19 protein-coding genes are annotated in these 22,953 nt (G+C 39.6%); 8 read left to right on the forward strand and 11 right to left on the reverse strand.

Translation table 11 applies throughout. The features are described 5' to 3' along the window. Nucleotides 1-568: 568 nt before the first annotated feature. Nucleotides 569-2,500, forward strand: coding sequence for a hypothetical protein (locus V7K25_RS06705; protein ID WP_335156243.1), 1,932 nt, complete (start codon nt 569-571; stop codon nt 2,498-2,500). A 2-nt stretch (nt 2,501-2,502) separates the two neighbouring features. Here V7K25_RS06705 and V7K25_RS06710 read toward each other — a convergent pair whose 3' ends face one another. Further along, entirely contained in the window at nt 2,503-3,090 is a 588-nt protein-coding gene (locus V7K25_RS06710) for a Uma2 family endonuclease (RefSeq protein WP_335156245.1), read from the reverse strand. A 229-nt stretch (nt 3,091-3,319) separates the two neighbouring features. Between V7K25_RS06710 and V7K25_RS06715 the strand changes: the two genes are divergently transcribed. Both V7K25_RS06715 and V7K25_RS06720 read left to right on the forward strand, forming a co-directional pair. After that, on the forward strand, nt 3,320-4,429 hold the full coding sequence (locus V7K25_RS06715; protein WP_335156247.1) for an AAA family ATPase: 1,110 nt from the start codon (nt 3,320-3,322) through the stop codon (nt 4,427-4,429). Beyond that, the gene (locus V7K25_RS06720; protein ID WP_335156249.1) at nt 4,426-4,917 is read left to right on the forward strand and encodes a hypothetical protein; all 492 of its coding nucleotides are present in this window, start codon (nt 4,426-4,428) and stop codon (nt 4,915-4,917) included. Before V7K25_RS06715 ends, V7K25_RS06720 begins: the two co-directional genes overlap by 4 nt. 131 nt (nt 4,918-5,048) lie before the next feature. Here V7K25_RS06720 and V7K25_RS06725 read toward each other — a convergent pair whose 3' ends face one another. The 7 genes from V7K25_RS06725 to V7K25_RS06755 all read right to left on the reverse strand — a co-directional run bounded on the left by V7K25_RS06725 (nt 5,049) and on the right by V7K25_RS06755 (nt 14,329). Continuing rightward, on the reverse strand, nt 5,049-5,693 hold the full coding sequence (locus V7K25_RS06725; protein WP_335156251.1) for a pentapeptide repeat-containing protein: 645 nt from the start codon (nt 5,691-5,693) through the stop codon (nt 5,049-5,051). A gap of 345 nt (nt 5,694-6,038) precedes the next feature. Further along, entirely contained in the window at nt 6,039-7,001 is a 963-nt protein-coding gene (locus tag V7K25_RS06730; RefSeq protein WP_335156253.1) for an orange carotenoid protein N-terminal domain-containing protein, read from the reverse strand. Between the two features lie 784 nt (nt 7,002-7,785). Beyond that, complete coding sequence (locus V7K25_RS06735) at nt 7,786-9,681, reverse strand: CheR family methyltransferase (RefSeq protein ID WP_335156255.1); 1,896 nt, start codon at nt 9,679-9,681, stop codon at nt 7,786-7,788. Nucleotides 9,682-10,482: 801 nt separating this feature from the next. Continuing rightward, complete coding sequence (locus tag V7K25_RS06740; protein ID WP_335156257.1) at nt 10,483-11,106, reverse strand: chemotaxis protein CheB; 624 nt, start codon at nt 11,104-11,106, stop codon at nt 10,483-10,485. A gap of 155 nt (nt 11,107-11,261) precedes the next feature. After that, complete coding sequence (locus V7K25_RS06745; RefSeq protein WP_335156259.1) at nt 11,262-12,131, reverse strand: polyphosphate kinase 2 family protein; 870 nt, start codon at nt 12,129-12,131, stop codon at nt 11,262-11,264. A 193-nt stretch (nt 12,132-12,324) separates the two neighbouring features. After that, complete coding sequence (locus V7K25_RS06750; RefSeq protein ID WP_335156261.1) at nt 12,325-12,807, reverse strand: hypothetical protein; 483 nt, start codon at nt 12,805-12,807, stop codon at nt 12,325-12,327. 235 nt (nt 12,808-13,042) lie between these two features. Then, the gene (locus V7K25_RS06755) at nt 13,043-14,329 is read right to left on the reverse strand and encodes a proton extrusion protein PcxA (RefSeq protein WP_335156263.1); all 1,287 of its coding nucleotides are present in this window, start codon (nt 14,327-14,329) and stop codon (nt 13,043-13,045) included. Nucleotides 14,330-14,882: 553 nt separating this feature from the next. Between V7K25_RS06755 and V7K25_RS06760 the strand changes: the two genes are divergently transcribed. From V7K25_RS06760 to V7K25_RS06770, 3 genes are all read left to right on the forward strand, one after another. After that, a complete protein-coding gene (locus tag V7K25_RS06760) occupies nt 14,883-16,070 on the forward strand; it encodes a glycosyltransferase (protein ID WP_335156265.1) in 1,188 nt (395 codons plus the stop codon). A gap of 83 nt (nt 16,071-16,153) precedes the next feature. After that, nucleotides 16,154-16,720, forward strand: a complete 567-nt coding sequence (locus V7K25_RS06765) for a Uma2 family endonuclease (RefSeq protein ID WP_335156267.1) — start codon at nt 16,154-16,156, stop codon at nt 16,718-16,720. A gap of 317 nt (nt 16,721-17,037) precedes the next feature. Next, the gene (locus tag V7K25_RS06770) at nt 17,038-17,916 is read left to right on the forward strand and encodes a tetratricopeptide repeat protein (protein WP_335156269.1); all 879 of its coding nucleotides are present in this window, start codon (nt 17,038-17,040) and stop codon (nt 17,914-17,916) included. Between the two features lie 22 nt (nt 17,917-17,938). On the opposite strand, the gene V7K25_RS06775 is transcribed toward V7K25_RS06770, so the two are convergent. After that, entirely contained in the window at nt 17,939-18,574 is a 636-nt protein-coding gene (locus V7K25_RS06775; RefSeq protein ID WP_335156271.1) for a hypothetical protein, read from the reverse strand. A 181-nt stretch (nt 18,575-18,755) separates the two neighbouring features. Continuing rightward, the gene (locus tag V7K25_RS06780) at nt 18,756-19,922 is read right to left on the reverse strand and encodes a pyridoxal phosphate-dependent aminotransferase (RefSeq protein ID WP_335156273.1); all 1,167 of its coding nucleotides are present in this window, start codon (nt 19,920-19,922) and stop codon (nt 18,756-18,758) included. A 226-nt stretch (nt 19,923-20,148) separates the two neighbouring features. Between V7K25_RS06780 and V7K25_RS06785 the strand changes: the two genes are divergently transcribed. Then, on the forward strand, nt 20,149-20,817 hold the full coding sequence (locus V7K25_RS06785) for a ribonuclease T2 family protein (protein WP_335156275.1): 669 nt from the start codon (nt 20,149-20,151) through the stop codon (nt 20,815-20,817). A gap of 63 nt (nt 20,818-20,880) precedes the next feature. Here V7K25_RS06785 and V7K25_RS06790 read toward each other — a convergent pair whose 3' ends face one another. Further along, entirely contained in the window at nt 20,881-21,963 is a 1,083-nt protein-coding gene (locus V7K25_RS06790; RefSeq protein WP_335156277.1) for a class I fructose-bisphosphate aldolase, read from the reverse strand. A 622-nt stretch (nt 21,964-22,585) separates the two neighbouring features. Between V7K25_RS06790 and V7K25_RS06795 the strand changes: the two genes are divergently transcribed. After that, nucleotides 22,586-22,903 carry a hypothetical protein gene (locus V7K25_RS06795; RefSeq protein ID WP_335156279.1) on the forward strand — a complete coding sequence of 106 codons (318 nt, stop codon included), beginning with the start codon at nt 22,586-22,588 and terminating at the stop codon, nt 22,901-22,903. The last annotated feature ends 50 nt before the right edge of the window (nt 22,904-22,953 follow it).

Consider the following 22,953-nt stretch of genomic DNA (forward strand, 5'->3'; position numbering starts at 1 on the left):
AGACAGGGCGAATAGAATGAGACTGTTGGCGAATTCGTGAAGGGTTAGGTTAGACCCCTCATCCCTAAAACCTCGCTTTTGCCCTGCTTTCCCGCCCTGCAATAAATTGATTGCTCATAGCTGAAGTGTGTTGAAACGCACTGAATTAAAATGGATTAGAGGTGAGGGGTTAGACCCCGTATTAATTCGCCAGCAGGATCATAGAATTCGCGGCTACACAGGCTTTCATCCGCAAAGACGGACTAAGGTAAAAGTAAAGGTTTGAAACCCACGGAGGTGGGTTTTGTTTGTATAGACGCGGTTTCTAAGCGCCCGTTTCGCTTGACTGTTCACCTAGCGTCTTCCTCAATAGAAGACAGGTTTCACATCGCAGGTGATGGAGTCCGAATTCTATTCGCCAGGATTGAGCATATTTTTACAAAATTGAGATGCTCTAAAATCAAATTCAAGACGATTGGTTTCATTATAGTATTCAAAATAACTATACTATTCAACCTGACTTGATAAATTGCTAATTACACAAACAAAATAAGGCATAGCAAATTTATACTAGCAGGTAAATTATCTAATGACTATTCCAGAGCCAATTAAAAAATTTATTACATGGATACAAGATTTTGACCATCGGATTTTACGAAATGAAGATGATGTAAAAGAAAAGTTTATTTTACCAATGTTTCACTATCTCTGTTATCCAGAAAAATGTCATCATGAATACCCTTTAAAAACATTTAAATCAGAAAAATACCGCAAAAGTCCAGAAAATAGCCATATTTATTATATTCAAAATGATATCCAGCAAAAAAATACTGGTACTTCGCTTGTTTTTATTAAAGTAATAGAACCTCAAGCAGCTAAATTAAATGATGCTATCGAGAAATATAAATTTTACATTCATCAATTTAATCCACTATTTTTTATTATCACTAATGGATATGATATTAAGGTTTTTGAATGTCTCTATTGCTATAAAAATGAATTGGTATTTGATATAAATATAGATAAACTTAAAAGTAATGATATTGCTTCAAAATTTTATGATAAACTAAACTTTGATTGTGTGAAAAACATCGATAATACAGCAAATATTTTAAAAAATACTAAATATAACTTAATAGAAAAATTAATTAGACACCATCCAGATTTGCAGGATGTTTTAGAAAAATATGATTTTGAGCCTTGCACTAAGAGAGAAGGCTACCGCTTGGTTGTTATAAGAAAAAAAGTAGCGATCGCATGTAATTTACCCAAAGCTTTTGGAGAGGGTAATTGTGAAATAGAGTTCAGCAGTCTCATTTTAAGAGGTCTAAAAATTGATTTAAATAATCAAGATATTTTAGGTCAATTAATGACTGGATTGCACACTCAGCCAGATTGGGGATGTCGTCGGTTTTTTAAACAGTTAAATAAAAATACTTTTGAGGTATATTTAGGTAAAACAACTCTAATTTTATCAGAGTTAGAAACAGCAGACTTGTGTTTTTGTATTGATGGAGTTTGCCAAGAATATAAAAATTTAATAATTGAATTTGAAAATGCTTTAGAAACATGGAATTTTGAATTCGTAAAACTTTCAGATAATTGGGGTTTTATCCTTTTTTCTGTAAGACAAGAATTGTGGGAGTTAATGCAGCAGTTTGCTAATGAATTTGATTATACTAAAGGCAAGTCAGAATGGCATCTATTCCATAGAAAAGATATATCAATTCGAGTAAGCCGAGGAATTCGCGATCATACATTTATATTACCTAAACTTGATAGAAGATTAGATTTATTGCCTAATAATCAAATTAACATCATCTATGAGCTAAATGATGTTAATTTAAAATCTATTGAGACAGATAAATTAACCTTATGGCAGCAAGATATTGGAATACAGGGAACCTGGACAGCTAGATATACCAAACAATGGTTAGTAGAGAAATATATTCCAAAAGTTGTTAATTATTATTCAGCAAAGTCTCAACTATGTGAAGCTAAATTGCTAGCCAAAATCACAAATCACACAAGTGAACGTGTGCTTATTACAGAAGTTGATAATCTCAAAGATTTAGCACCTTATCTTCGTGACATACAATTTTGGCTACATATATATGTAGAAAATATTGCTGCTACGCTCTTGAAACCATATTACCAAGCCTATACAAATTTGGTGCGTAATACTGATTCATCCATAACAGGAATAGACTATATTGTAGGAAATTTGCGTAAAATTGAGTGGACGAATAGGCAAGAAGAAATTTCTAACAATTTCACAGACTGGAAAAACTTGAGTTTTAAACATGCTATAGATTGCTTAGATCAGCAAGTAGCAAGAATAAATAATTGTGAATACGAGAATAGTTTAAAGGCAGATTTAATAACTCGGACATTTATTTGGATTATAGAAAATGGGAAAATCTCTTTCTCGCAAGCTCAATTAAATGCTGCTAAACAGGCTTTGCTACCACTTTGGCAAGAAAGCCGCTTTGAAATGCGGTATGTGTATACTAATCGATAAATCTACATAATCTGCTCTAAATGCAACACAAATCCAGGTAGTACATTTTCTCCTAATAAACTAACAGGATTGTCTAATATCTCTACATCTTTACCTGGATGATAAATTTCTACTCGCTTGTTTTTTCGGTCGATTAACCAGCCTAATTGAGCGCCATTTTCGATATACTCCTGCATTTTCTCTTGCAATTCTTTTAAGGAATCAGTACGAGAACGCAACTCTACTACAAAATCAGGACAAATTGGGGCAAATTTTTCTTGTTGTTCTGGGGTTAAAGCATTCCACCGCTCAATTTTTACCCAAGAAGCATCAGGAGAACGTTCTGCACCATTAGGTAGGGTGAAATCGGTTGAAGAGTCAAAAACTTCGCCTAAATTAGTCTCAGAGTTCCAAATATCTAATTGAGTGGTAATTTTAACATTACGTCTGCCAGTATCACTACCTGTTAATGACATAATTAATATTTCCCCTGATGCTGTACGCTCAAATCGATAATCGCGGTTTTTCTGACACATCTGGAAAAATTGCTCATCAGTTAAGTCGATTTTCAATTTGAGTGTAGAAGGGAAAGTGGTTGTCGTAGCATTCATAGGCTATTGTGAGCATCTTACTTTCTAGTTTAGTGCTGTGTGGGGTGCGATCGCATGATGAGATGGTGGCATTTGTTATGAAAGTAAATGTAATCTAATATGTATGTAGCTAATCTCTCTGTCGTTCAGCAAAGCACCCGAATTATCAAGATGTTCGTGGCAATGCTTATTCACTACTTAGGCAGATCAAAAAGTTCTTTCACTTTCCACTCCTCGGAATCGTTTTCCTATGCTCCAAAGACTATATATAAACAACTTCAGATGCCTAGAAAACTTTAAACTGCCCATAAAAGGGATGTCATCGGCTCTCTTAATTGGAAAAAACGGTTCAGGTAAATCAACTATTGCTTCTGCATTAGAGGTACTTCAGAAGATTAGCCGAGGCATAAATAGAGTTGGCCTACTTGTCCAGTCAAAAGATTTTCCTCGTGGAAGGTCTGATGTTCCGATCCGGTTTGAAATAGAAGTATTACTTGACGATAAATTATATAAATATGTGCTTGCCTTGGAGTTGCCAGAAAAATTTAAAGAGCTTCGAGTTTCTGAAGAACAACTGCTAGTTTCAGGAGATCCAATTTACTCTCGAAAGGAAGCCAAAGTTACTCTTCACAACAGTTCACAAAATCGTGAGGCTCAGTTTTTGGTGGATTGGCATCTTGTCGCTCTTCCAGTAATTCAGGAGCAATCAGAAACTGATCCACTTCGTATTTTCAAGACTTGGCTTGCTCGCATGATTATTTTAGCCCCGATCCCAAGTTTGATGACAGGAGACTCCAACGGAGACACTTTGGAGCCAAAACGGGATGCTTCAAACTTCGGGGAGTGGTTTTCTGGGTTACTCAGTCGCTATCCTGCTGCGTACACACAGGTTGTCCAATATCTCCGTGAAGTTATGCCTGATGTTAAGGATTTTCTGAATGAACTAATCGGCAAAGACTCAAAAAGCATGATTGTTCGGTTTCAAAAAAATAATGCGAATCTGAGTGTTGACTTTGAAGCCTTATCTGATGGAGAAAAATGCTTTTTTCTTTGCTCTGTTGTCTTAGCTGCTAACGAATCATACGGCCCTCTTTTTTGCTTCTGGGACGAGCCTGATAACTATCTCGCCATATCAGAGGTTGGACATTTTATATCATCACTGCGACGCTCATTTAAGAATAGTGGACAAATTTTGGTGACTTCGCATGATCAGGAAGCAATCCGAAAGTTTTCAAATGAAAATACCTTTGTACTTGATCGAAAAAGCCACTTAGAGCCAACTTTAATCAGATTACTCAGTGATATTTCTGTTCCCGGTGATCTTGTAGATGCTTTGATTAGTGGCGATATAGAACTATGAGCATAAATAAGCATAGACCGCATATTCTTGTATTGCCTGAAGACGATGCTAATCGTCAGATTGCAAACGGATTTATTCTTGATCTAAACCTTGATCGCCGTGCTATTCAAGTCCTACCAGAGGCTCGTGGTTGGACAGACGTTGTGGATAAATTCACGAATAATTATGCCTCTACAATGCGACAATATCCAGACAGAATGATTGCTTTGCTGATTGATTTTGATGAATATGAAGATAGATTAATTTATGTAAATGCTCAGATTCCAGATAATTTAAAAAATAGAGTATTTGTTCTTGGAGTTTTATCTGAACCAGAGAGTTTAAGGAGAGATATTAATAAGAACTTTGAGAAGATCGGAGAAGCTCTTGCAAAAGATTGCTCTGATAACACGAATGAATTGTGGGGGCACTATCTTCTCAAACACAATAAAACTGAATTAGATCGGATGATTTCATCTGTAAAACCATTTCTGTTTAATTTAAAGTAGATATCTTAAATATTTGCATAACACAATCAGACAAAAACAGGATTTTTAGGCAAGAGCGATCGCTCTTTCCCAAAATCCCAAATTGTAATTCAAAATTAAAGACTGAATTTTCAATTAGACCGCAGCGACGCTCAACCCGCTTCAATTAAGCTTCGTTCAGGTAGGGTGACTCCGTTAACTAAGCAGTGGTGCAAATCGACCCCAGTCAGGTCTACTTCCGTCAAATCAACGTAACTTAGATCAGTTTTGTACAAATTAGCTTTGGCAAGACTAGCATGACTCAGGTCTGTATTGCTCAACTTTGCGCCAGTCAGGTTTGCACCATTGAAATTTGCCCCAGCCAAAAAAGCACCGCTTAAGTTAGCATAGCGCAAATCTGCCCCAGCCAAGTTTGCACTACTGAGGTCAGCATCATGCAAGTCTGCTAAACGTAAATCTGCTTTCGTTAAAGAAGCCTTATGCAAGTCCACTTTCCTAAGAGTTGCCCGTATCAGATTAGCAGCCTTGAGGTTTGCTAAAATCATGTTTGCTCCACTGAAGTCGGTTCTCCAGAGAACCGCCGCAGTCAAATTTGCTTCGATCAGGTTTGCTCCCCGCAGGCTGGACTGTGATAAAGTCGCATTAGCTAAGTTAGCTCGATTCAAATTGATTCCAGCTAAACACACCTCGCTGAGGTTAACTAAATGCAAGCTTACTTGAGGAAAATTTCTCTCTCCTGCACAATAGCGTTTGAGAAGTTCATCAGCATCCATACAGCCCGCCTTCCAACTCTCCATTTCTCACCTTAAAATTACAGTATCTAATCGATAATTGCTGGAAATAGCTCTCATTAGGAGACTTTTAATAACTCTGCACCAATCCTTAAAAATATTTAACAATCTTTTACAATATTGCCGATGGTATCGGTTGCTTTTAATAGCGATCGCACAACGAAAATACTAAATAAGCCCTTATTAAGTTTCTTGTGTTTAAGCATACCGAGGTGGCGATATCTACGATGGGCTATGACGCTCTCTACGAGACGCTAAAAGCGAACGCGGACTCGCTACCGCTACGCTAGCGGTGTCGCTTCTTCAAGTTTTTCGTAGAGGCACGGACTACCGTGCCCCTAAAAGAGTGGTTTATTTACGTACTAGGTTGAGCAGTTCTTTCGGAGAAGCGAGCAAGTCAATCGCTACAAAAAAGATTTTGCCTTGGGGATCTATCAAAAACCGCCATGCAATATTCATCCCAACACTGGCACCGAACCAAGGGGTTTGGACTTTACCTGTGACTTTAACTTGTGTATAGCCATCTTCTACTGGCTCAGATATACCACGCTCTGGTATCATCTTTAATCCCTGGCATTCTTCACGCATATAAGCGCGGATTGCATCTTGACCAACAATTGGTCTTTCAAAGGGGGGTTGCAAAGCACCTTCAGAACGAAACAGAGCAACCGCAGCATCAAAGTCATTGGCATTCATGTTGTTGATATAGCCCAACACTGTAGCGTTGTTGATACCCTCAATGGTGACTTTAGTCCGAAATGCTTGTGCAGTGGGAGGAGACACTGGCTCTGTGACTTTTTTGTAACTACCAGGAGCATTCGGGTCAAATCCCATGCTAATTACGGTATTGCGTAAAATTGTGATTTGTTGACCTGAATCAGCATTGCGGATTGCTTGCAACACATCAGCAGCTTTAGGAGAAAGCTTGTAGCCCTCTGGGATAGGAGCAACGATTCCCTGAGCCATCCATTCTCCTAACTGATACCAGAAGCCCAATTTGATGTTCACGGTGAAGGATGCATAGGAACGGCACAGGGGAGTGTCAGCACGGTTAGCTAGATCGTACATGACTTGCGTTTGAGCCTCAAAAGGCATCTGCTTAATTTGTTCGAGTAAGCCTTGTGCAAGGATCATGTTAGCTGCTCCTGGAGCGGCAACCGTAATACTTCTACCCATCTCGGTATAGGCAAACCAGAGTAATGCTAGTTGATCTTCAGCATTGAGCTGAGAGAATGATTCAACAACAGTTGGAACAATGTCAGCAACTAGAGTGCCGGGAAAAATACTTTGAGCCGACTGGATGGTAAAAGACATAACAGATGTTCCCAAAAGAAAATTACAGTTGTATCGAATGTGAAAATCAAATGTGCAAAGACAGAAAGTAAATGGGTCTAGCTGTTAACAAAGGCACTCAGCAGTCTTGGCGTAGACATCGTTTTACCAAAGGCATAGCGATTTTCTTGCCGTTGATGGATACTCGGCAAAGCACATTGCAGGTTCAACTGCATAGTTATCTAGAAGACCTTGATAAACAGTGGTTTAACGCATTCAGGTTGCTTTTATATCTTTATGTAAAGAAATATAACAATTCCGTTACAAATAAGCAATAGTTCCTCAGTTATTAATTGATAACTTCTATCTATAAAAATATAAGCTTTGCTTAAAACAGGTTATGCATAATTTGTGGCTTTGTGCGTATTAACTTTCAACAGCGACGCCAAATAGCCCGTCGTAGACATCGCATGTCTCTACACGCATCAAATTTTGATAAATAATCCTTAACTGAAGCGATCGCTTCTTTTGGAGAAGCTAAAGCGAGTCTTATTGTGCGATCGCTCCTGTTCGCGTTCGAGCGTCATAGCCCTTTATAGACATTGCCTACTTATCGCACAAATCCAAAATACCCTACTTACTTAGTACGGCTTTCACTACTCTTCTTTTATGTCAATTATTTGCAAAAACATATTTGCAATAATCTATATTGATTTACAAACAATAAAAAAATGATTCAAAATTTCTGTTGATGAAACCCCACAGACAGGGTTGCCTCCCCTGCTCCCCTGCTCCCCCTGCCCCCTGCTCCCTGCTCCCTACTTTTTTATGACTGCTGCTGCCGTTCTTGGATTCCTTCAATAGAAATCATACTGCTGACACTCTCTACATCTGCCATCATTAAAACTGCTCCCTGCATTTCAATGCCAAGCAATGGAGTAATCGCTAGGTAACATTTTATTTGCCTACCCCGACGATTGGTAGCATCGAGGATCATTTCTTGAAACTGTTTTTTCCCAGATAGGGAGTCGCGGATGGGCGATCGCAACTGCTCGACGGGTAGCCCAATGTCTAGGCTGAAGATAGACTGTCCTAAAACTTCATCAGTTCGCAAGCCCCATAAATCTTCTACCATGTAATTCCAAATTGATATATTAAAGCTGCTATCAATTACTACTATTCCAGTTTGGAGACTTCTGAGAATAGAGATCAGGAAAATATTAGTACGATTCAATTCTGTGGTGCGCTCGCTCAACTCGTTATTCATTGTCTGTAATTCTTCATTAGTAGATTGTAATTCTTCATTCATCGTCTCCAATTCTTCGTTGGTGGATTGGAGTTCTTCGTTGGTAGTTTCTAATTCTTCGTTGGTAGATTGGAGTTCTTCGTTGGTAGTTTCTAATTCTTCATTAGTGGATTGGAGTTCTTCGTTGGTAGTTTCTAATTCCTGTCGGGATCGTTGCAGCGCCTCTTGGAGTTTAATGTAACGCGTGACATCATGAAAAGAGATGCTTACACCTAAGAAATTTGTGTCGGTGTCTTGCAAAGGCGTAATCCGCACATCCAGATATTGGGTTTCTGCATTGGATAAATAACGCTCTACATTTGTCAGGGTGATAGGGCGGCGTTCATTACAAGCCCGTTCAATTAGCGATCGCAACTCAATTGGTCGATAGGAAAGTTCCAGATCCTGGAAGGGACGAGCTAAATCTCTGGAGGAAAGGCCAAACAAATTCCGCGCCTGCTCGTTCACCAGCACCAGAGTTCCATTGTTATCAATGACTATTTGGGCGATTGGTGTTGTGTCAAAACCCATATCTCGCAACCGGAGGTGTCGAGACAAACGGTTGCTAGATTCGTCATCTACTGAATTTGCCATAATTAAAAGGCGATTGCGGATATTCACCGACGATACCTTAGTAAATATCCGGTTTTTTAAGTCTAGTGGCGTAAACAGACTCGAATGCATCAATAGCATCTCCGCTTTTCCCAAAAACAGATAGCCTGCATCGTTTAGTGCAAAATGAAACCGAGCCAGAATTCGCCCTTGAGTCTCAGAATTAAAATACATCATCGTATTGCGGCTAACCAGCAAATCTAAGCGCGAAATGGGCGCATCCTGAAGCAGATCGTGGCGACCAAAAATCACTGAGCGGCACAAGTCTTGGCGGAAGACATAGCGGTTCCCGATAACCTCAAAGTATTTCTGCCGCAGTTGATCTGGCACTGTCTGGATTTCTTTGGCTGAATACGCAGCAATACGTGCCTGGTTGAGAGCCTCTTCATCTACATCGGTGGCATAGATTTTCACTCGTTGGCGAAATTCCTCTGCTCCCAACATTTCAGCCATCAACATTGCCAGGGTATAAGCTTCTTCCCCAGAAGCACAACCAGCGCTCCAGATACGGATTTGGTCAGAACTTTTTTTATTTTTAATCAGATTAGGCAACACTTCTTCTCGTAGATATTCCCAAGCTGATGAATCTCGAAAAAAAGCGGTGACGTTAATTAGGATAGTGTTGAAAAGATAATTGAATTCTTCTGGATCAACTTCTAGGTAGTCTAGATAATCTCCAAAGTTGTCTACGCTCAATGATTGCATTCGCTTGCATACCCGACGCATCAAAGTGGAGCGCTTATAGCCTGTAAAATCGAATCCCCGGCTTTGTCTGAGATAAAGTAGTAAATTTTCAAACTCGGGGTCTTTTTCTGGGGAAGTCATAAGGTAGGGGCAGAGGGCTGGGGGCAAATGAGTAGAGTTATAAAACTGCGTCTGCGAGTATCAAAGACTCGTCCACGAGTATCAAAGACTCATTAAAGGAGTTCTAAGCCTCATTAATGAGCATCAAAGACTCATTAAAGGAGTTCTAAGCCTCATTAATGACGTTAACTCAGAACTTGCACCAGTCTCAACAACGGCCTCAGAATTTATTATGAGGCTTATAGCTAAAGTCTATCTATTGAAGACTGAATAAGGGACTTCCAATAAATAAATTATCCAATCTTGTGGGGTGGGCATCTTGCCCGCCTTTGACTATGGGCGGGCGAGACGCCCACCCCACAATAAATAGTTGTATATTTTTTTATTTGGAAGTCCCTAAGGAAGGATTGCAATACTGCGTAGGTTTTGCCCAAAAAAGCACTCCGGGGTAGGTTGGGTTGAGGAACGAAACCCAACATTTTCAAGGCTTTATTGGGTTTCACGACCTTCAACCCAACCTTGTATCTTAGAAACCTACGCAGTATTGGGAAGGATTGGAGTCTACGCTTAGTAGAATTAAGCTACTAGCCAGAGAATTTATTCTCTGGCGGGAAAGTGGGCAGGTGCAAAATATCACTTAAACTAAGTTGACACCAAGCTGCATTTTAAAATATATTTCTTCAGCCCCTCAGCTTAGTAAGGGACTTCCAAATAAAAAAATATCCAATTAATTCTTGTGGGGTGGGCGTCTCGCCCGCCCTATGGACTGGGCAGGCAAGATGCCCACCCCACAATATTGGATAATTTATTTCTTGGAGTTCCCTAAGATTCTCCCATGACTAAACTTACTAGGGCGCTAGAGATTTCATCGAGAGGAAGAATAAAATCTACATTGCCAGTTCTAATCGCGGCGGAGGGCATCCCAGAAAATTCGGCGGTTTTTGCGTCTTGAACAATGATGATACCGCCCATTTTCTTAATTGCTTCTACCCCTATCGCGCCGTCGCTACCCGTTCCAGTTAGCACAAGGGCGATAGCTCTATTTTTGTAAGTGGCTGCAACCGATTCAAATAATAGGTCAGCCGAAGGACGTAAAAAATGTACTAATTCCGACTGTGATAAGGAAAGAGTGCCGTCACCGTTAACCAGCAAGTGACGATTAGGTGGAGCAATGTAAGCCGTTCCTGGGGTCAGGCAATCTCCCTCTTCTGCCTTTTTGACCGTAAGAGCCGTGCGCCGATTGATAATTTCTGCCATGAGCGACGGATATTCGGGAGCGAGGTGTTGCACAATGGCGATCGCGGCTGTAAATTCTGGAGGTAGAGTCGATAGCACTTTAATTAAAGCAGTTAAACCTCCTGCTGAGGCTGCGATCGCTATAATATCAAAGGCGGCATTATTAAAGTGAGGTAGATAATTTTTGGCATTTTCTGCCATCTGAGTCATGATTTTTTGCCTGTTTCTATCAGACAAACCTGTTTAGTTAGAAATATCATTAATTTAAAAATTTTTATCTTTAATCTAAATATATTATACACTATATTTATCTTATTTTTACGCTTTCTTTCTTTCTTTCTTTCTTTCTTTCTTTAATAAATACCTTAATCCTCCTGTTCTAAAATGCGTTTTGCCTGTAAAAGTTGCTGTTTATGTTCCTCATTAACTTTCGGGTATTGCAGATTTAGTTCTTCTAATTTTGTGCAGATTATATTGGCAACAGTCAGGCGTGTAAACCATTTGCGATCGGCAGGAATAATATACCACGGGGCCCATTTAGTACTAGTGTTATTAAAAATTTCTTCATAAGCATTCATATAATCATCCCAAAAAGCTCGTTCTCGGACATCGCTATCTGAAAACTTCCAATTTTTTTCAGGAAAATCAATCCGTTGTAAGAAGCGCTTTTTCTGCTCTGCTTTTGAGACATTCAAAAAAAACTTCAGGATAATCACACCATTATTTACCAAATATTTTTCAAAGTTATTGATTTCTTCAAAACGCTGCTTCCATATCTTATTCCCTTCAGCTAAGTGGGGAAGTTGTTGCTTTTTCAGTATTTCTGGATGGACACGAACCACTAGTACTTCTTCATAGTATGAACGGTTGAATATTCCAATTCGACCTCTTTCTGGTAAAGCCTTAGTTGTTCGCCACAGGTAGTCATGGTCTAATTCTTCCGCACTGGGGCCCTTGAAACTAAACACCTGAAATCCTTGCGGGTTTACACCAGAAGTCACATGTTTAATTGTGCTATCTTTACCAGCAGCATCCATTGCCTGAAAAATAATCAACAAAGAATATGTATTTTGAGCGTAGAGAATATTTTGGTAATTTGCTAGTCGTTCAATATCTGCCTGTAATTTAGTTGCAGCATCAGCTTTTTCATGAAACTCAGTCTTATAGGCTGGGTCATAGTTTTTTTTCAAAGAAATCTTTGAACCTGGTGGAACAATGAAAGCATCGTGATTCATAACTTTTAACCAATTCTGGGAGTTTAAGTCCCTATTCATCATCGGTAAGTTTTGTGATTCTTTCTAAATTCCTGTTATAAAACTTAATGACGTAGGCGTACCCCTACTCTTAAGCAAAGTAGGTGCAGTGTCTGTCTGTAACACGCTACGCGAACCCATAAGGTTGTTATAAATTACTTTTACTCAGCACTTGCTATTTTGATTTTCGTCGTCTTGGCATAGGACGCATCGCTTCACGTCCCAACATAAACATCCCTGCAACACCCAAACTGACAAACAAAACATATTGATACCAGTATTGCCGAATTTGCTCACCCGTACTAAGTTCTGGACGCAACGTGTTTAAGTACAGCAGCAGTACTAATATCATCAGCGCCCCAAAACCAACAAAGCTTAAGCCAACACCAATTCGTGCATGTCGCAGTTCAAAATCACTAATAGTATCTAGGTCAATTTCTGCCAATTCTTTAAAAGAATCATCTGCTAAATATGGCGTTGCTTGGAATCTATTGCTCAGTTTTGGTGGCAAAATCGACGACAGTGTTGCTACGGTTGGGCGGCGTAGCAAAGCCTCAGTATCTCGCAGTAATTCTAATGGCTTACGGCTAGTAGTTGGTTGAGCAAACTCTATATTGTCTGTAGGAGTTGAGGCATTAGCTTTGCTTTCAAAATCCATAGTAAACTTCAAAAGAACCAGGATATACATAGCCTAGCGAATCAAGAGACAAATACGCCAAAATAATTATGAATTACGTTATACCGTTTCTTTGTGAAGCTGCATATATTTACCCCCCGGCTACGCCGTCCCCCCGATGTTTTGGGGGGACTGATTATGTGCATCTTCATACAGAATTGGTATTAGCGTTAGCGATAGCGTAGCGTTAGGAAGGAACGAGCGTCATTACGAATTATCAATTACCCTCATCCATCTCTTTTAATGTAGCTAATGCCGACGGAGATAAACGGCTCAGATAGCGGAATATCCAGTATTTAAAGATAGTATTTAAAATTACCGGAAATGTAGCAATAAAGAAAAATACTATGGTTTTATTACCTGGCAGTCCTAAATGTTCTACGAATCCTTCCACAATAACTTCCCATCCTTCTGGTGAGTGAAATCCTACGAATATATCTGTAGAGAGAATAATTAAAAAAGCCTTGGCACTATCACTTAGTCCAAAAACAATATTATCTATAAAAGATTTCACAATCACAATTTCTTTTTTGCTTATAATGACAATTATACTAAAAGAAATTAGTGATATCAAATCAGCAAATACATTACTAATAGCACTATTATGTTTTATGTGAAATTCTTCAGCTATCTCAATAGCTTTGTCTTTTATCTTTTCTTGTATTAATTCTGAAGAAAGTTGTGGTGCTTGATTTAGGAAATATTCAAACCTCAGACTTTGTTGATAATTATGCAATTCATGGAGAGCTTCTTTTTCTATATCAGAATTGGTAAAAATCTGGGTTATATTGCTTTCTGTATTTCTTTCTAATATGGGATATACTAAAAAGTTTTTAGATAATTGCTGGGTTAAAAAGGGTACAATAATTAACGTTAGGATAAATCTTATAGAAGTTTTTGTCCTATTTTTAGAGATTCGGTAATTTCTAACAAACTCTTCTTCCGTCTGCGGTAGGAAATTTGCTTTGATTCTATTAAGTCTTTGACCCCTAGACGTCGATAATAATCTAGCTTGTTGAGATGGAGGTTGAGGTCGAATATTATTAATATTAGATGATGGCTGTTTGTTGATTTCACCTTGGTCAATTTGTAGTGATTGAGAAGTTGCTATTAATGCATCGTTGCTAATTAGTTCATCTTTTAGTGCGTATCTCTCTACAACTTCATCAATAATTGTCAACTTTTCTAACAATAGGGAATTAGAAAGATTTAAAGTTTTGCGACTAAGGCGAAACTCTATAAGTCTTACTTTGATAGTAGTTAAATTCTTATCGAGGTAGCCTTGCCAATAAGACATCACATTTTCAGTATAATTTACTGATTGTGAAGATATTTTCTTGCCATCAAAATGTTCTATCTCAATGTTTTTAATTTTTTGAGCGGCTTGTTGAGCTTCTAAGAGTGCCCTTTCTGGTGTATCTAAAAACCAAACGTTAAGCGATCGCAAATAATCTTTGAGATTTTGGCGAAATAAATTTGCTGTTCTGACAAAAGAATTTTTCATTATATATGATTCTCTATATAATGCGTAAATATAATAGTAAACATGAAAAATGGGTAATATCTAGTTTAAAATATTATTAATCATTACCCATAGATATATTAGATAATTTTATTATTTTGAGTGTACACGTATTAGAGGATTAGGTACAGGGAAGGGGGCGATTTTCTAGAATTTTTTTTAATAAATCGGCTTGGATCGCCATTGTCGGTAAAGACTAGTGTGACATGAATACAAAATTACACTTTACAACTTAATATAGCAAGTTTTCTAGAGACTCAGCCTGTTAAGATTTTTTAGCCTTACTTAGAAATATTGTCAAAAAACTAAATTATTGGTCATTGATGCATACCCCCTCCCTTACGATGCTATGAGCAAGTCGTTGGGATAAGGCAGTTCTAGTTGGGGGTAGGGGATAAGGAGAGTGGGAGAGTAACTCTTGACAAATGACTGTCCTTTGTCAAAAACTCGCCTTATGATGGTTTGATGCTATATCGGCACAAAATAAAAGTTGGTCACTACAAGCAAAAAATTTGAACCATAATTTATTGGCAATATGAAACTCAGTCTGTGCATGATTGTGAAAAATGAAGCAGCAACACTGCCTAAATGCCTGAGCAGTGTCCAAAAAGTGGTAGATGAAATGGTAGTCTTGGATACAGGCTCAATCGATCGCACTCCCAATATTGCCCAACAACTGGGTGCAAAAGTCTATCATTTTAAATGGTGTAATGACTTTAGTGCTGCCCGCAATGCAGCTCTAAAATATGTCACTGGAGATTGGATTCTGGTATTAGATGCTGATGAAACTCTCACACCAACAATAATACCGCAGTTGCGAGAGGCGATCGCAAGAGACGAATACCTACTAATCAACCTCGTCCGCCACGAAATTGGTGCAGAACAATCTCCCTATTCTTTGGTTTCTAGGCTGTTTCGCAATCATCCAGATATTCGCTTTGACCGTCCTTATCATGCTTTAGTGGATGATAGCGTGTCTGCAATTATAACCAAAGAACCTCATTGGCAAGTAGGTTATTTACCAGGAGTGGCACTTTTACACGTAGGATATCAAAAAAGTGCGATCGCTCAAAATAACAAATATGCCAAAGCAGCTACAGCAATGGAAGGATTTCTCGCGACTCATCCTGATGACCCTTATGTTTGTAGTAAATTAGGGGCATTGTATGTGGAAACTGGGAAAATTACCCAAGGTATGGAGTTGCTTAGACGAGGAATCACCACTGCTGAAGAAAACTACGATATTTTATATGAACTCCACTATCATTTAGGTATTGCTTACAGTCGGTTGCAAAAATCTCCACAGGCTATTTCTCATTATCAAGCTGCGATCAAATTGCCAATTTACCCCATGCTCAAACTAGGAGCATACATCAACTTGGGTAACTTACTCAAAGTAGCAGGAGATTTAAATGGTGCAAAAACTGCTTACGCCACAACTTTGAAAATTGACCCTAATTTTGTTTTTGGACATTATAATTTGGCGATGATATTTAAAGCTTTGGGTTTATTTACAGATGCGATCGCATATTATCAAAATGCAATCGCCTTAAATCCCAACTATGCCGAAGCGTATCAAAATTTAGGGGTAGTGTTGCTGAAAGTTGGCAATCATCAAGATAGTTTAACAGCTTTTAGAAAAGCGATCGCCCTTCATGAAAGGTATAATCCCGAAGAAGCGAAGAGACTACGCCAGGGGTTGCAGGAGATGGAGTTGATGTAGATGTGAGGGGGGATTGGGCATGGGAGAGAATGAGAAATGAGAAATGACATTAGGATATTAGTATCAATATTTCAGAGATTCCTATGAGCCAAACCATTGATGAACGGATACGCTGGACAAGTGCAGATTTAGAGTTATTGCCAGATAACGGCAATCGCTACGAAATTATCGATGGAGAATTATTTGTGACTAGGGCACCGCATTGGGGACATCAAAAAGCTAGTGGTAATATTTATGCAGAATTAAGAACTTGGTCATTCTCAACAGGTCTTGGTGAGGCTGTCCCAACACCAGGAATTATTTTTACTGATGCAGATAATGTTATTCCCGATGTGGTTTGGGTAAGTAAAGAACGCCTTGCCATTTTACTTGACAATGAAGGACATTTAACGGGAGCGCCAGAACTGGTTGTAGAAGTACTTTCTCCTGGAGTCCAAAACGAGCGACGCGACCGGGAAGTTAAGCTAAAATTATACGCTTCTAGAGGAGTTCAAGAATATTGGATTTTGAACTGGCAATTACAACAGGTTGAAGTGTATCGCCGGGAAAAAGCAGTTCTGAAATTAGTAGCAACATTATTCGTAACAGATGACCTCTCTTCACCTCTGTTACCAAATTTTGTTTGCACTGTGGCACGATTATTCGTATGAATGCGCGGAACTTTAAGTTTGGAACTCGGAACTTTGAGCTTCGGAACTCGGAACTTGAGCTTCGGAACAGAAAACATAAGGCTGAGAACCCTGAACATCAGGTTAAAAGACTTGCAATTAAAAAAATCTCCAGTAGCGTAATGCACTATTTTACATATTGTGGTGCTTACAGGCAAATCGGCGTAAAGTTCCTTAGTAAGCCTGTAATATTTTGTATAAACACTCAACAATAACATTTATTTTTTATGTTATTTATAAGACAATTCTTGTCTCCTCAATTGTCGATAGGGGTTGCAAAAACCTTCGCCATAGCAACCTTGACTACATTTACCACTACTGCAACCATCAATCAGCCCAGTTATGCTAATGACATAAATTTCTTGGGAATTCGTCTAACTGATGCTCCCAAAGTTGCAACACTCACAGATGAAGATTTCTTTAATCAGGGTTTGGATAAGCAAAAGAAAGGAGATTTGCAAGGAGCGATCGCAGCTTATACTGAAGCAATTCGCCTCAATCCTAACTTTGCTAAAGCTTATAGCCACCGGGGTATTGTCCACGATGAATTGGGAGATAAAAAGGGAGCAATCGAAGATTTCAACCAAGCTTTGCGGATTAATCCTAACTTAGCTGAAGTCTACTACAACCGGGGTATTACCCGCGCTGATTTGGGAGATCAAAAGGGGGCAATCGAAGATTTCAACCAAACTTTGCAGATTAATCCCAACGATGCCGAAGCTTACGGTAGTCGGGGTATTGCCCGCGCTGATTTGGGAGATAAAAAGGGGGCAATCGAAGATTACAACCAAGCTTTGCGGATTAATCCTAACTTAGCTGAAGCCTACTACAACCGGGGTATTACCCGTGCTGATTTGGGAGATAAAAAGGGGGCAATCGAAGATTTCAACCAAACTTTGCGGATTAATCCCAACGATGCCGAAGCTTACGGTAGTCGGGGTATTGCCCGCGCTGATTTGGGAGATAAAAAGGGGGCAATCGAAGATTTCAACCAAACTTTGCGGATTAATCCCAACGAGGCCAAAGCTTACGGTAATCGGGGTATTGTGCGCGTCCAATTGGGAGATAACAAGGGGGCAATTACTGACTTCCAGCAAGCCGCAGATATCTTTAAACAACAAGGAAAAATAGAGGATTACCAAAAAGTGCTGGAAATCATTAACCGACTTCAGAAGTAGATGCTTGAGGCGTTGCATCTGTTTAACCTTGCATCAAAATTCCCACTAAAATCTGCATCAAAATTTCTAAATCAGTTGGCACTCGATACAACATTAAATCTTGACTCACTTTTTGTTCTTGGCGGTCAAAACTACCAAACTGCCAAATATCCCCAGTAGTTACAGCACCGTACAAAATTGGCTCATCTGATTCTACCCACGTATCCAAGGCAATCAATTCTGTCGCTAACTGGGTAAATCCCCGTGTTAAGTCTGCCTGTTTTGCTTCTACCACCAAAATATTGTGTTTTGACTGAAGATAGTAGTCTAAGTCACCTCTGAGATACTGGTTAACTTCAATGGGGTACTCAATATTAACTATTGCTTTTGTGATGTGGGCTACTTCTAACAAAATGGGTGCGGTTAATACTTCGCGTCTAGCAACTTCACTAGTTAGACTAACACGAGCGATCGCGTCTTCTAGGCGTTGGTGTAAATCTGGTAGTCGAGTCAGTAATTCTGAAGCAGCGACAGGTAAATTGATTGTTGCTTTAGTTAAAGTTACTCCTAATTCCCGCAGAATATCGGCGGGAGCGAATTTCATTTGGAAATAACTGCGGAATAATGTATAGAATTCATTTGGTTTAAGTATCGGGGGACGGTGACGTTCAGTTGTCATTTGTCATTGGTAAAGGTTTCAAGTATATTTATGTATCGTAACGCTGTAATTAATTGAAATTTCAGAACTAGGAACTTCAAGCTTGAAAAAGAACTCCACCTTTTCCGACTTAGAAGAAAAGGTGGAGTTAAAAAATTGGAGAGTTAGTAAATTCTCCTCACAAATGACAAATGACAACCAACTAAATACGCGACTTGACAAATTTCTCCAATCTATCCATTCCCTTTTCAATCGTCGCCATATCTGTGGCGTAGGAAAGGCGAATATTGTCATCAGCGCCAAAAGCAATTCCGGGAATGACTGCAACTTGATATTTTTCCAGCAAAGCGTCACAAAATTCTAAAGATTTTAGACCAGTTTTGCTGATATCAGGAAACAGATAAAAAGCGCCATCTGGTTTTGCGGTACTCAATCCGGGAATCGCATTGAGTCTGTCTAGCATCACCTGGCGGCGTTTGGCAAAGGCTTGGCGCATTTCTTCGACGCAATCTTGAGAACTTTGTAGCGCTGCGATCGCACCATATTGGGCAAAGGTACACACGTTAGATGTACTATGCCCTTGGATGGTACTCGCTGCTTTAATGATTTCCACAGGCCCCGCTAAATAACCAAGTCTCCACCCAGTCATGGAATAAGCCTTCGCAAACCCATTACTAATCAAAGTGCGGTCAAAAATTTCCTTCCCTAGAGAACCGATGCTGATATGTTCTGCACCGTCGTAGAGAATCTTTTCGTAAATCTCATCGGAGACGACAAAGATATCTGCATCAACTACTACCTGCGCCAGTGCTTTGATTTCATCTGGCGTGTAAACCATCCCTGTAGGATTAGATGGAGAGTTGAGGATAAATAACTTTGTCTTCGGTGTGATTGCTTTACGAAGTTGTTCGGGAGTAATTTTATAACCCGTCGTTGCATCTGTAGGGACAATTACCGAAACTCCACCGACCAAAGTCACCATTTCGGGATAACTTAGCCAGTAGGGTGCAGGGATAATTACCTCATCACCTGGATCGATTAGCGCCACGATTAAGTTGTACAGAGAATGCTTACCGCCATTGGTGACGATGACATTCTCTGACTTGTAATCAAGACCGTTATCAATTTTAAGCTTATGGGCGATCGCTTCCCTTAACTTTGGTTCTCCGGCTGCTGCACCATACTTGGTTTTGCCTTCTTCCAAAGCTTTTACTGCTGCGGCTTTAATATGCGCTGGAGTATCAAAATCTGGTTCTCCAGCGCTAAAACTACAAACATCTATTCCCTCTGCCTTCAGTGCCTTAGCCTTGGCTGCGATCGCTAAGGTTAATGAAGGTGTTACCTGACTTACTCTTGCTGCCAGCTTCATTCTTACTATTTTTGGCAAATCTTTCACTTATCTAAGGATATCCCAGAATCTCTACCAAGATTTGCTTTTCTAAATTCGTTGGGATTGGCGAGTGGAGGGAGCAGGGGGAAAATTGCTCTCCTCTGCACCCTTCCCCATGCCCAATGACTTTGCGAAGCGGTTTGATTCTTGACTGTTAACAATGTATTGTATATAACTTTAATTTTACAGGAAACTAACTGTTTATATGCAGATTAAGAAACTTTTAATTGCATCTTCTCTGTTAATTACTAGTTTTTTTATACCTAATGCTGCCATTGCTCAAAATCGTGGTACTCCGGGTAAATTTGATTTTTATGTACTGACACTTTCTTGGTCGCCGGATTATTGTGCGACAAATGGTAGCCGTGACCAGCAGCAGTGCGGTTCGGGAAGGAAACTTGGTTTTGTATTACATGGTTTGTGGCCACAATACCAAGCTGGTTATCCTGCTAATTGTTCCACGCAAAAATTACCGTCGGAAGTAAGGCGGCAATTTCCCAATTTGTATCCTAGTAATAAACTTTACGATCATGAATGGGAAAAACATGGTACTTGTTCGGGGAAAACTCCTGCGGAATACTTGGCATTGAGTAAAAAGTTAAAATATGCGATCGCTATTCCCGCAGCTTACAATCGCCCTAATAAACCCTTGCGTACTACAATTACAAATTTTAAAAATTCATTTGTGAGTGCGAATAATCAAATTACTGCTGATGGAATAGCACCTTTTTGTTCTGGTTCAGGAAGATTTTTGCAAGAAGTCTTCTTTTGTTATTCCAAAAACGGCGAACCTGGTATTTGTAGCGCCGAGATTTTGAAGCGATCGCAAAAAAGTTGTGGTCAGCCAGATTTCTTACTGCGAAACATTAGATAAGAATGGGGCATAGGGCATTGGCGAAAAAATTGTTATAACTCCTAACTCCCTACTCCCCACTCCCTAAGCTATCGTCACATCTGGCGACAAATAAACATCCTGAATGGCATGAAACAGTTTTACACCTTCCTCAAAAGGACGTTGGAAGGTCTTTCGCCCAGAAATTAATCCTGAACCACCAGCCCGTTTATTAATTACAGCCGTGCGTACTGCTTCTGCAAAGTCATTTTTACCAGTTGCGCCACCAGAATTAATCAGCCCCACACGCCCAGAGTAGCAATTCAGCACCTGGTAACGAGTTAAATCAATTGGGTGATCGGTTGTCAACTCTGTGTAAACCCGCTCATCAGTTTTGCCGTAACTCTTACCAGTGGCTTTGGCAATTGCACCGTAACCATTGTTATTTTCTGGTAACTTTTGTTTGATAATGTCGGCTTCAATTGTCACACCCAAATGATTCGCCTGCCCGGTAAGATCGGCAGCAAGGTGGTAATCTTTATCTTGTTTAAAAGCATTGTTCCGCAGATAGCACCAGAGAATTGTCGCCATCCCCAGTTCATGGGCGCGTTTAAAAGCTTTGCTGATTTCTTGGATTTGTCTGGTAGAATTCTCTGAACCAAAGTAAATTGTCGCACCAACGGCAGCTGCCCCTAAATTCCAAGCTTGTTCCACATCAGCAAACAATATCTGGTCAAATTGATTGGGGAAAGTCAGCAATTCGTTGTGATTGATTTTGGCAATAAAGGGGATTTTGTGGGCATACTTGCGCGAAACAATACCTAATGTCCCCAAAGTGGTAGCAACCGCATTGCAACCTGCGGCGATCGCTAGCCTGATAATATTTTCTGGGTCAAAGTAAATCGGATTGGGCGCAAAAGACGCACCTGCTGAGTGTTCAATCCCTTGGTCTACCGGGAGAATAGACACATACCCAGTATATGCAAGACGACCAGTAGAATAAAGTAACTGAAGATTACGTATTACTTGCGGGTTGCGATCGCTATTGAGCCAGATGCGATCTACAAAGTCTGGCCCTGGCAAATGTAATAAATCAGTAGGAACTTTTGCTTTGTAGGTAAGCAGGTCTTCAGCCTCTTTACCTAGCAATGACTCGATAGAATTAGCCTCTATGAGCGTTGTAGTCATACTTTTTTCCTGAAAAATTGAGCAAATGACCTTTGCCTTTAAGATAGCATTTTAAATATTGATAACCTGGCTGTGCAGGTATTAACAATATTTAAAAACCTTATGATATAGCAGTCTGAAATCACTTGTAAAAACTTATTTTACTGATTAAACGTGATATTTAATCGTTAGGGTTTGTTTTTTATCCCAAACAAATAACTACTTAAGAAAGATGCAAAGTGATAGGATCGCACTCAAGATCATAATTTTTCTCCAATGCAGGTTAATGGTCTTTAACACAATACAGTTCAGTTAAGGATTTCTTCCTTCTCTTTGCGTCCTTCTCTGCGAGATGCTGCGCGTTCGCGTAGCGTTCCGTTGGCGCAGCCTCTCGAAGAGAAGGAAAGGCGGTTCGTTAAAAAATTGACTTTGATAAAGAGTTTTAGCCTTAACCCAAGCGTATTGGTCTTTAGCAGAGTTGCTTGCTGCAACCATTAACAAGAGTAATTTGCTTAGAGCAACTTGTCCTTGTTAATTTAGATGGTATCTGGATTTACGCCATGCTGTACTAGGATTGACAGGAAAGTAAAACCTATCTTCCCCCTATAGTGGTAATAATCGTTAAAAGAACAAAGACAATTCTATGAGTAAGTTTCAAATCGATATCGACTTCAGCAATATAGATTTAGCTTCCCTTGAGACAGAAGAAGATTTTCAAACAGAGGCAAGAACATTACTACCAAAGGTACTAGCCAAACTAGGCGAAAGTGTGGGTGAAAAGACTTGGGAAGAATTACAGCAAAAGCTGCAAGGCGCTGGAGGTAAACTCAAATCTTCTCCAAGCGAGAAACGCAAGTTTATGCAAGAAACAGCAAGAACTTATCAACGAAATGCCAGCAAGAGAGAAAGGCAAGAACTGGAAGACTATATAGTAGAGCAATTACGCCAGCATAAGCGGTAAAGATCCACCTAAGCCTAATGTACGTGTATTTTAACTTCTATTTTTAGTAG

Origin of the sequence: Nostoc sp., from assembly GCF_036919495.1 — a bacterium.
In the GTDB taxonomy this organism is placed as follows: domain Bacteria; phylum Cyanobacteriota; class Cyanobacteriia; order Cyanobacteriales; family Nostocaceae; genus Nostoc.

Coding starts and splice junctions, on each gene's coding strand:
- V7K25_RS06765 (WP_335156267.1), top strand. CDS start 16,154: ATGAGCCAAACCATTGATGAACGGATACGCTGGACAAGTGCAGATTTA.
- V7K25_RS06750 (WP_335156261.1), bottom strand. CDS start 12,807: ATGGATTTTGAAAGCAAAGCTAATGCCTCAACTCCTACAGACAATATA.
- V7K25_RS06730 (WP_335156253.1), bottom strand. CDS start 7,001: ATGTCTTTTACCATCCAGTCGGCTCAAAGTATTTTTCCCGGCACTCTA.
- V7K25_RS06785 (WP_335156275.1), top strand. CDS start 20,149: ATGCAGATTAAGAAACTTTTAATTGCATCTTCTCTGTTAATTACTAGT.
- V7K25_RS06795 (WP_335156279.1), top strand. CDS start 22,586: ATGAGTAAGTTTCAAATCGATATCGACTTCAGCAATATAGATTTAGCT.
- V7K25_RS06705 (WP_335156243.1), top strand. CDS start 569: ATGACTATTCCAGAGCCAATTAAAAAATTTATTACATGGATACAAGAT.
- V7K25_RS06760 (WP_335156265.1), top strand. CDS start 14,883: ATGAAACTCAGTCTGTGCATGATTGTGAAAAATGAAGCAGCAACACTG.
- V7K25_RS06740 (WP_335156257.1), bottom strand. CDS start 11,106: ATGACTCAGATGGCAGAAAATGCCAAAAATTATCTACCTCACTTTAAT.
- V7K25_RS06725 (WP_335156251.1), bottom strand. CDS start 5,693: ATGGAGAGTTGGAAGGCGGGCTGTATGGATGCTGATGAACTTCTCAAA.
- V7K25_RS06745 (WP_335156259.1), bottom strand. CDS start 12,131: ATGAATCACGATGCTTTCATTGTTCCACCAGGTTCAAAGATTTCTTTG.
- V7K25_RS06790 (WP_335156277.1), bottom strand. CDS start 21,963: ATGACTACAACGCTCATAGAGGCTAATTCTATCGAGTCATTGCTAGGT.
- V7K25_RS06735 (WP_335156255.1), bottom strand. CDS start 9,681: ATGACTTCCCCAGAAAAAGACCCCGAGTTTGAAAATTTACTACTTTAT.
- V7K25_RS06775 (WP_335156271.1), bottom strand. CDS start 18,574: ATGACAACTGAACGTCACCGTCCCCCGATACTTAAACCAAATGAATTC.
- V7K25_RS06755 (WP_335156263.1), bottom strand. CDS start 14,329: ATGAAAAATTCTTTTGTCAGAACAGCAAATTTATTTCGCCAAAATCTC.
- V7K25_RS06720 (WP_335156249.1), top strand. CDS start 4,426: ATGAGCATAAATAAGCATAGACCGCATATTCTTGTATTGCCTGAAGAC.
- V7K25_RS06710 (WP_335156245.1), bottom strand. CDS start 3,090: ATGAATGCTACGACAACCACTTTCCCTTCTACACTCAAATTGAAAATC.
- V7K25_RS06780 (WP_335156273.1), bottom strand. CDS start 19,922: ATGAAGCTGGCAGCAAGAGTAAGTCAGGTAACACCTTCATTAACCTTA.
- V7K25_RS06715 (WP_335156247.1), top strand. CDS start 3,320: ATGCTCCAAAGACTATATATAAACAACTTCAGATGCCTAGAAAACTTT.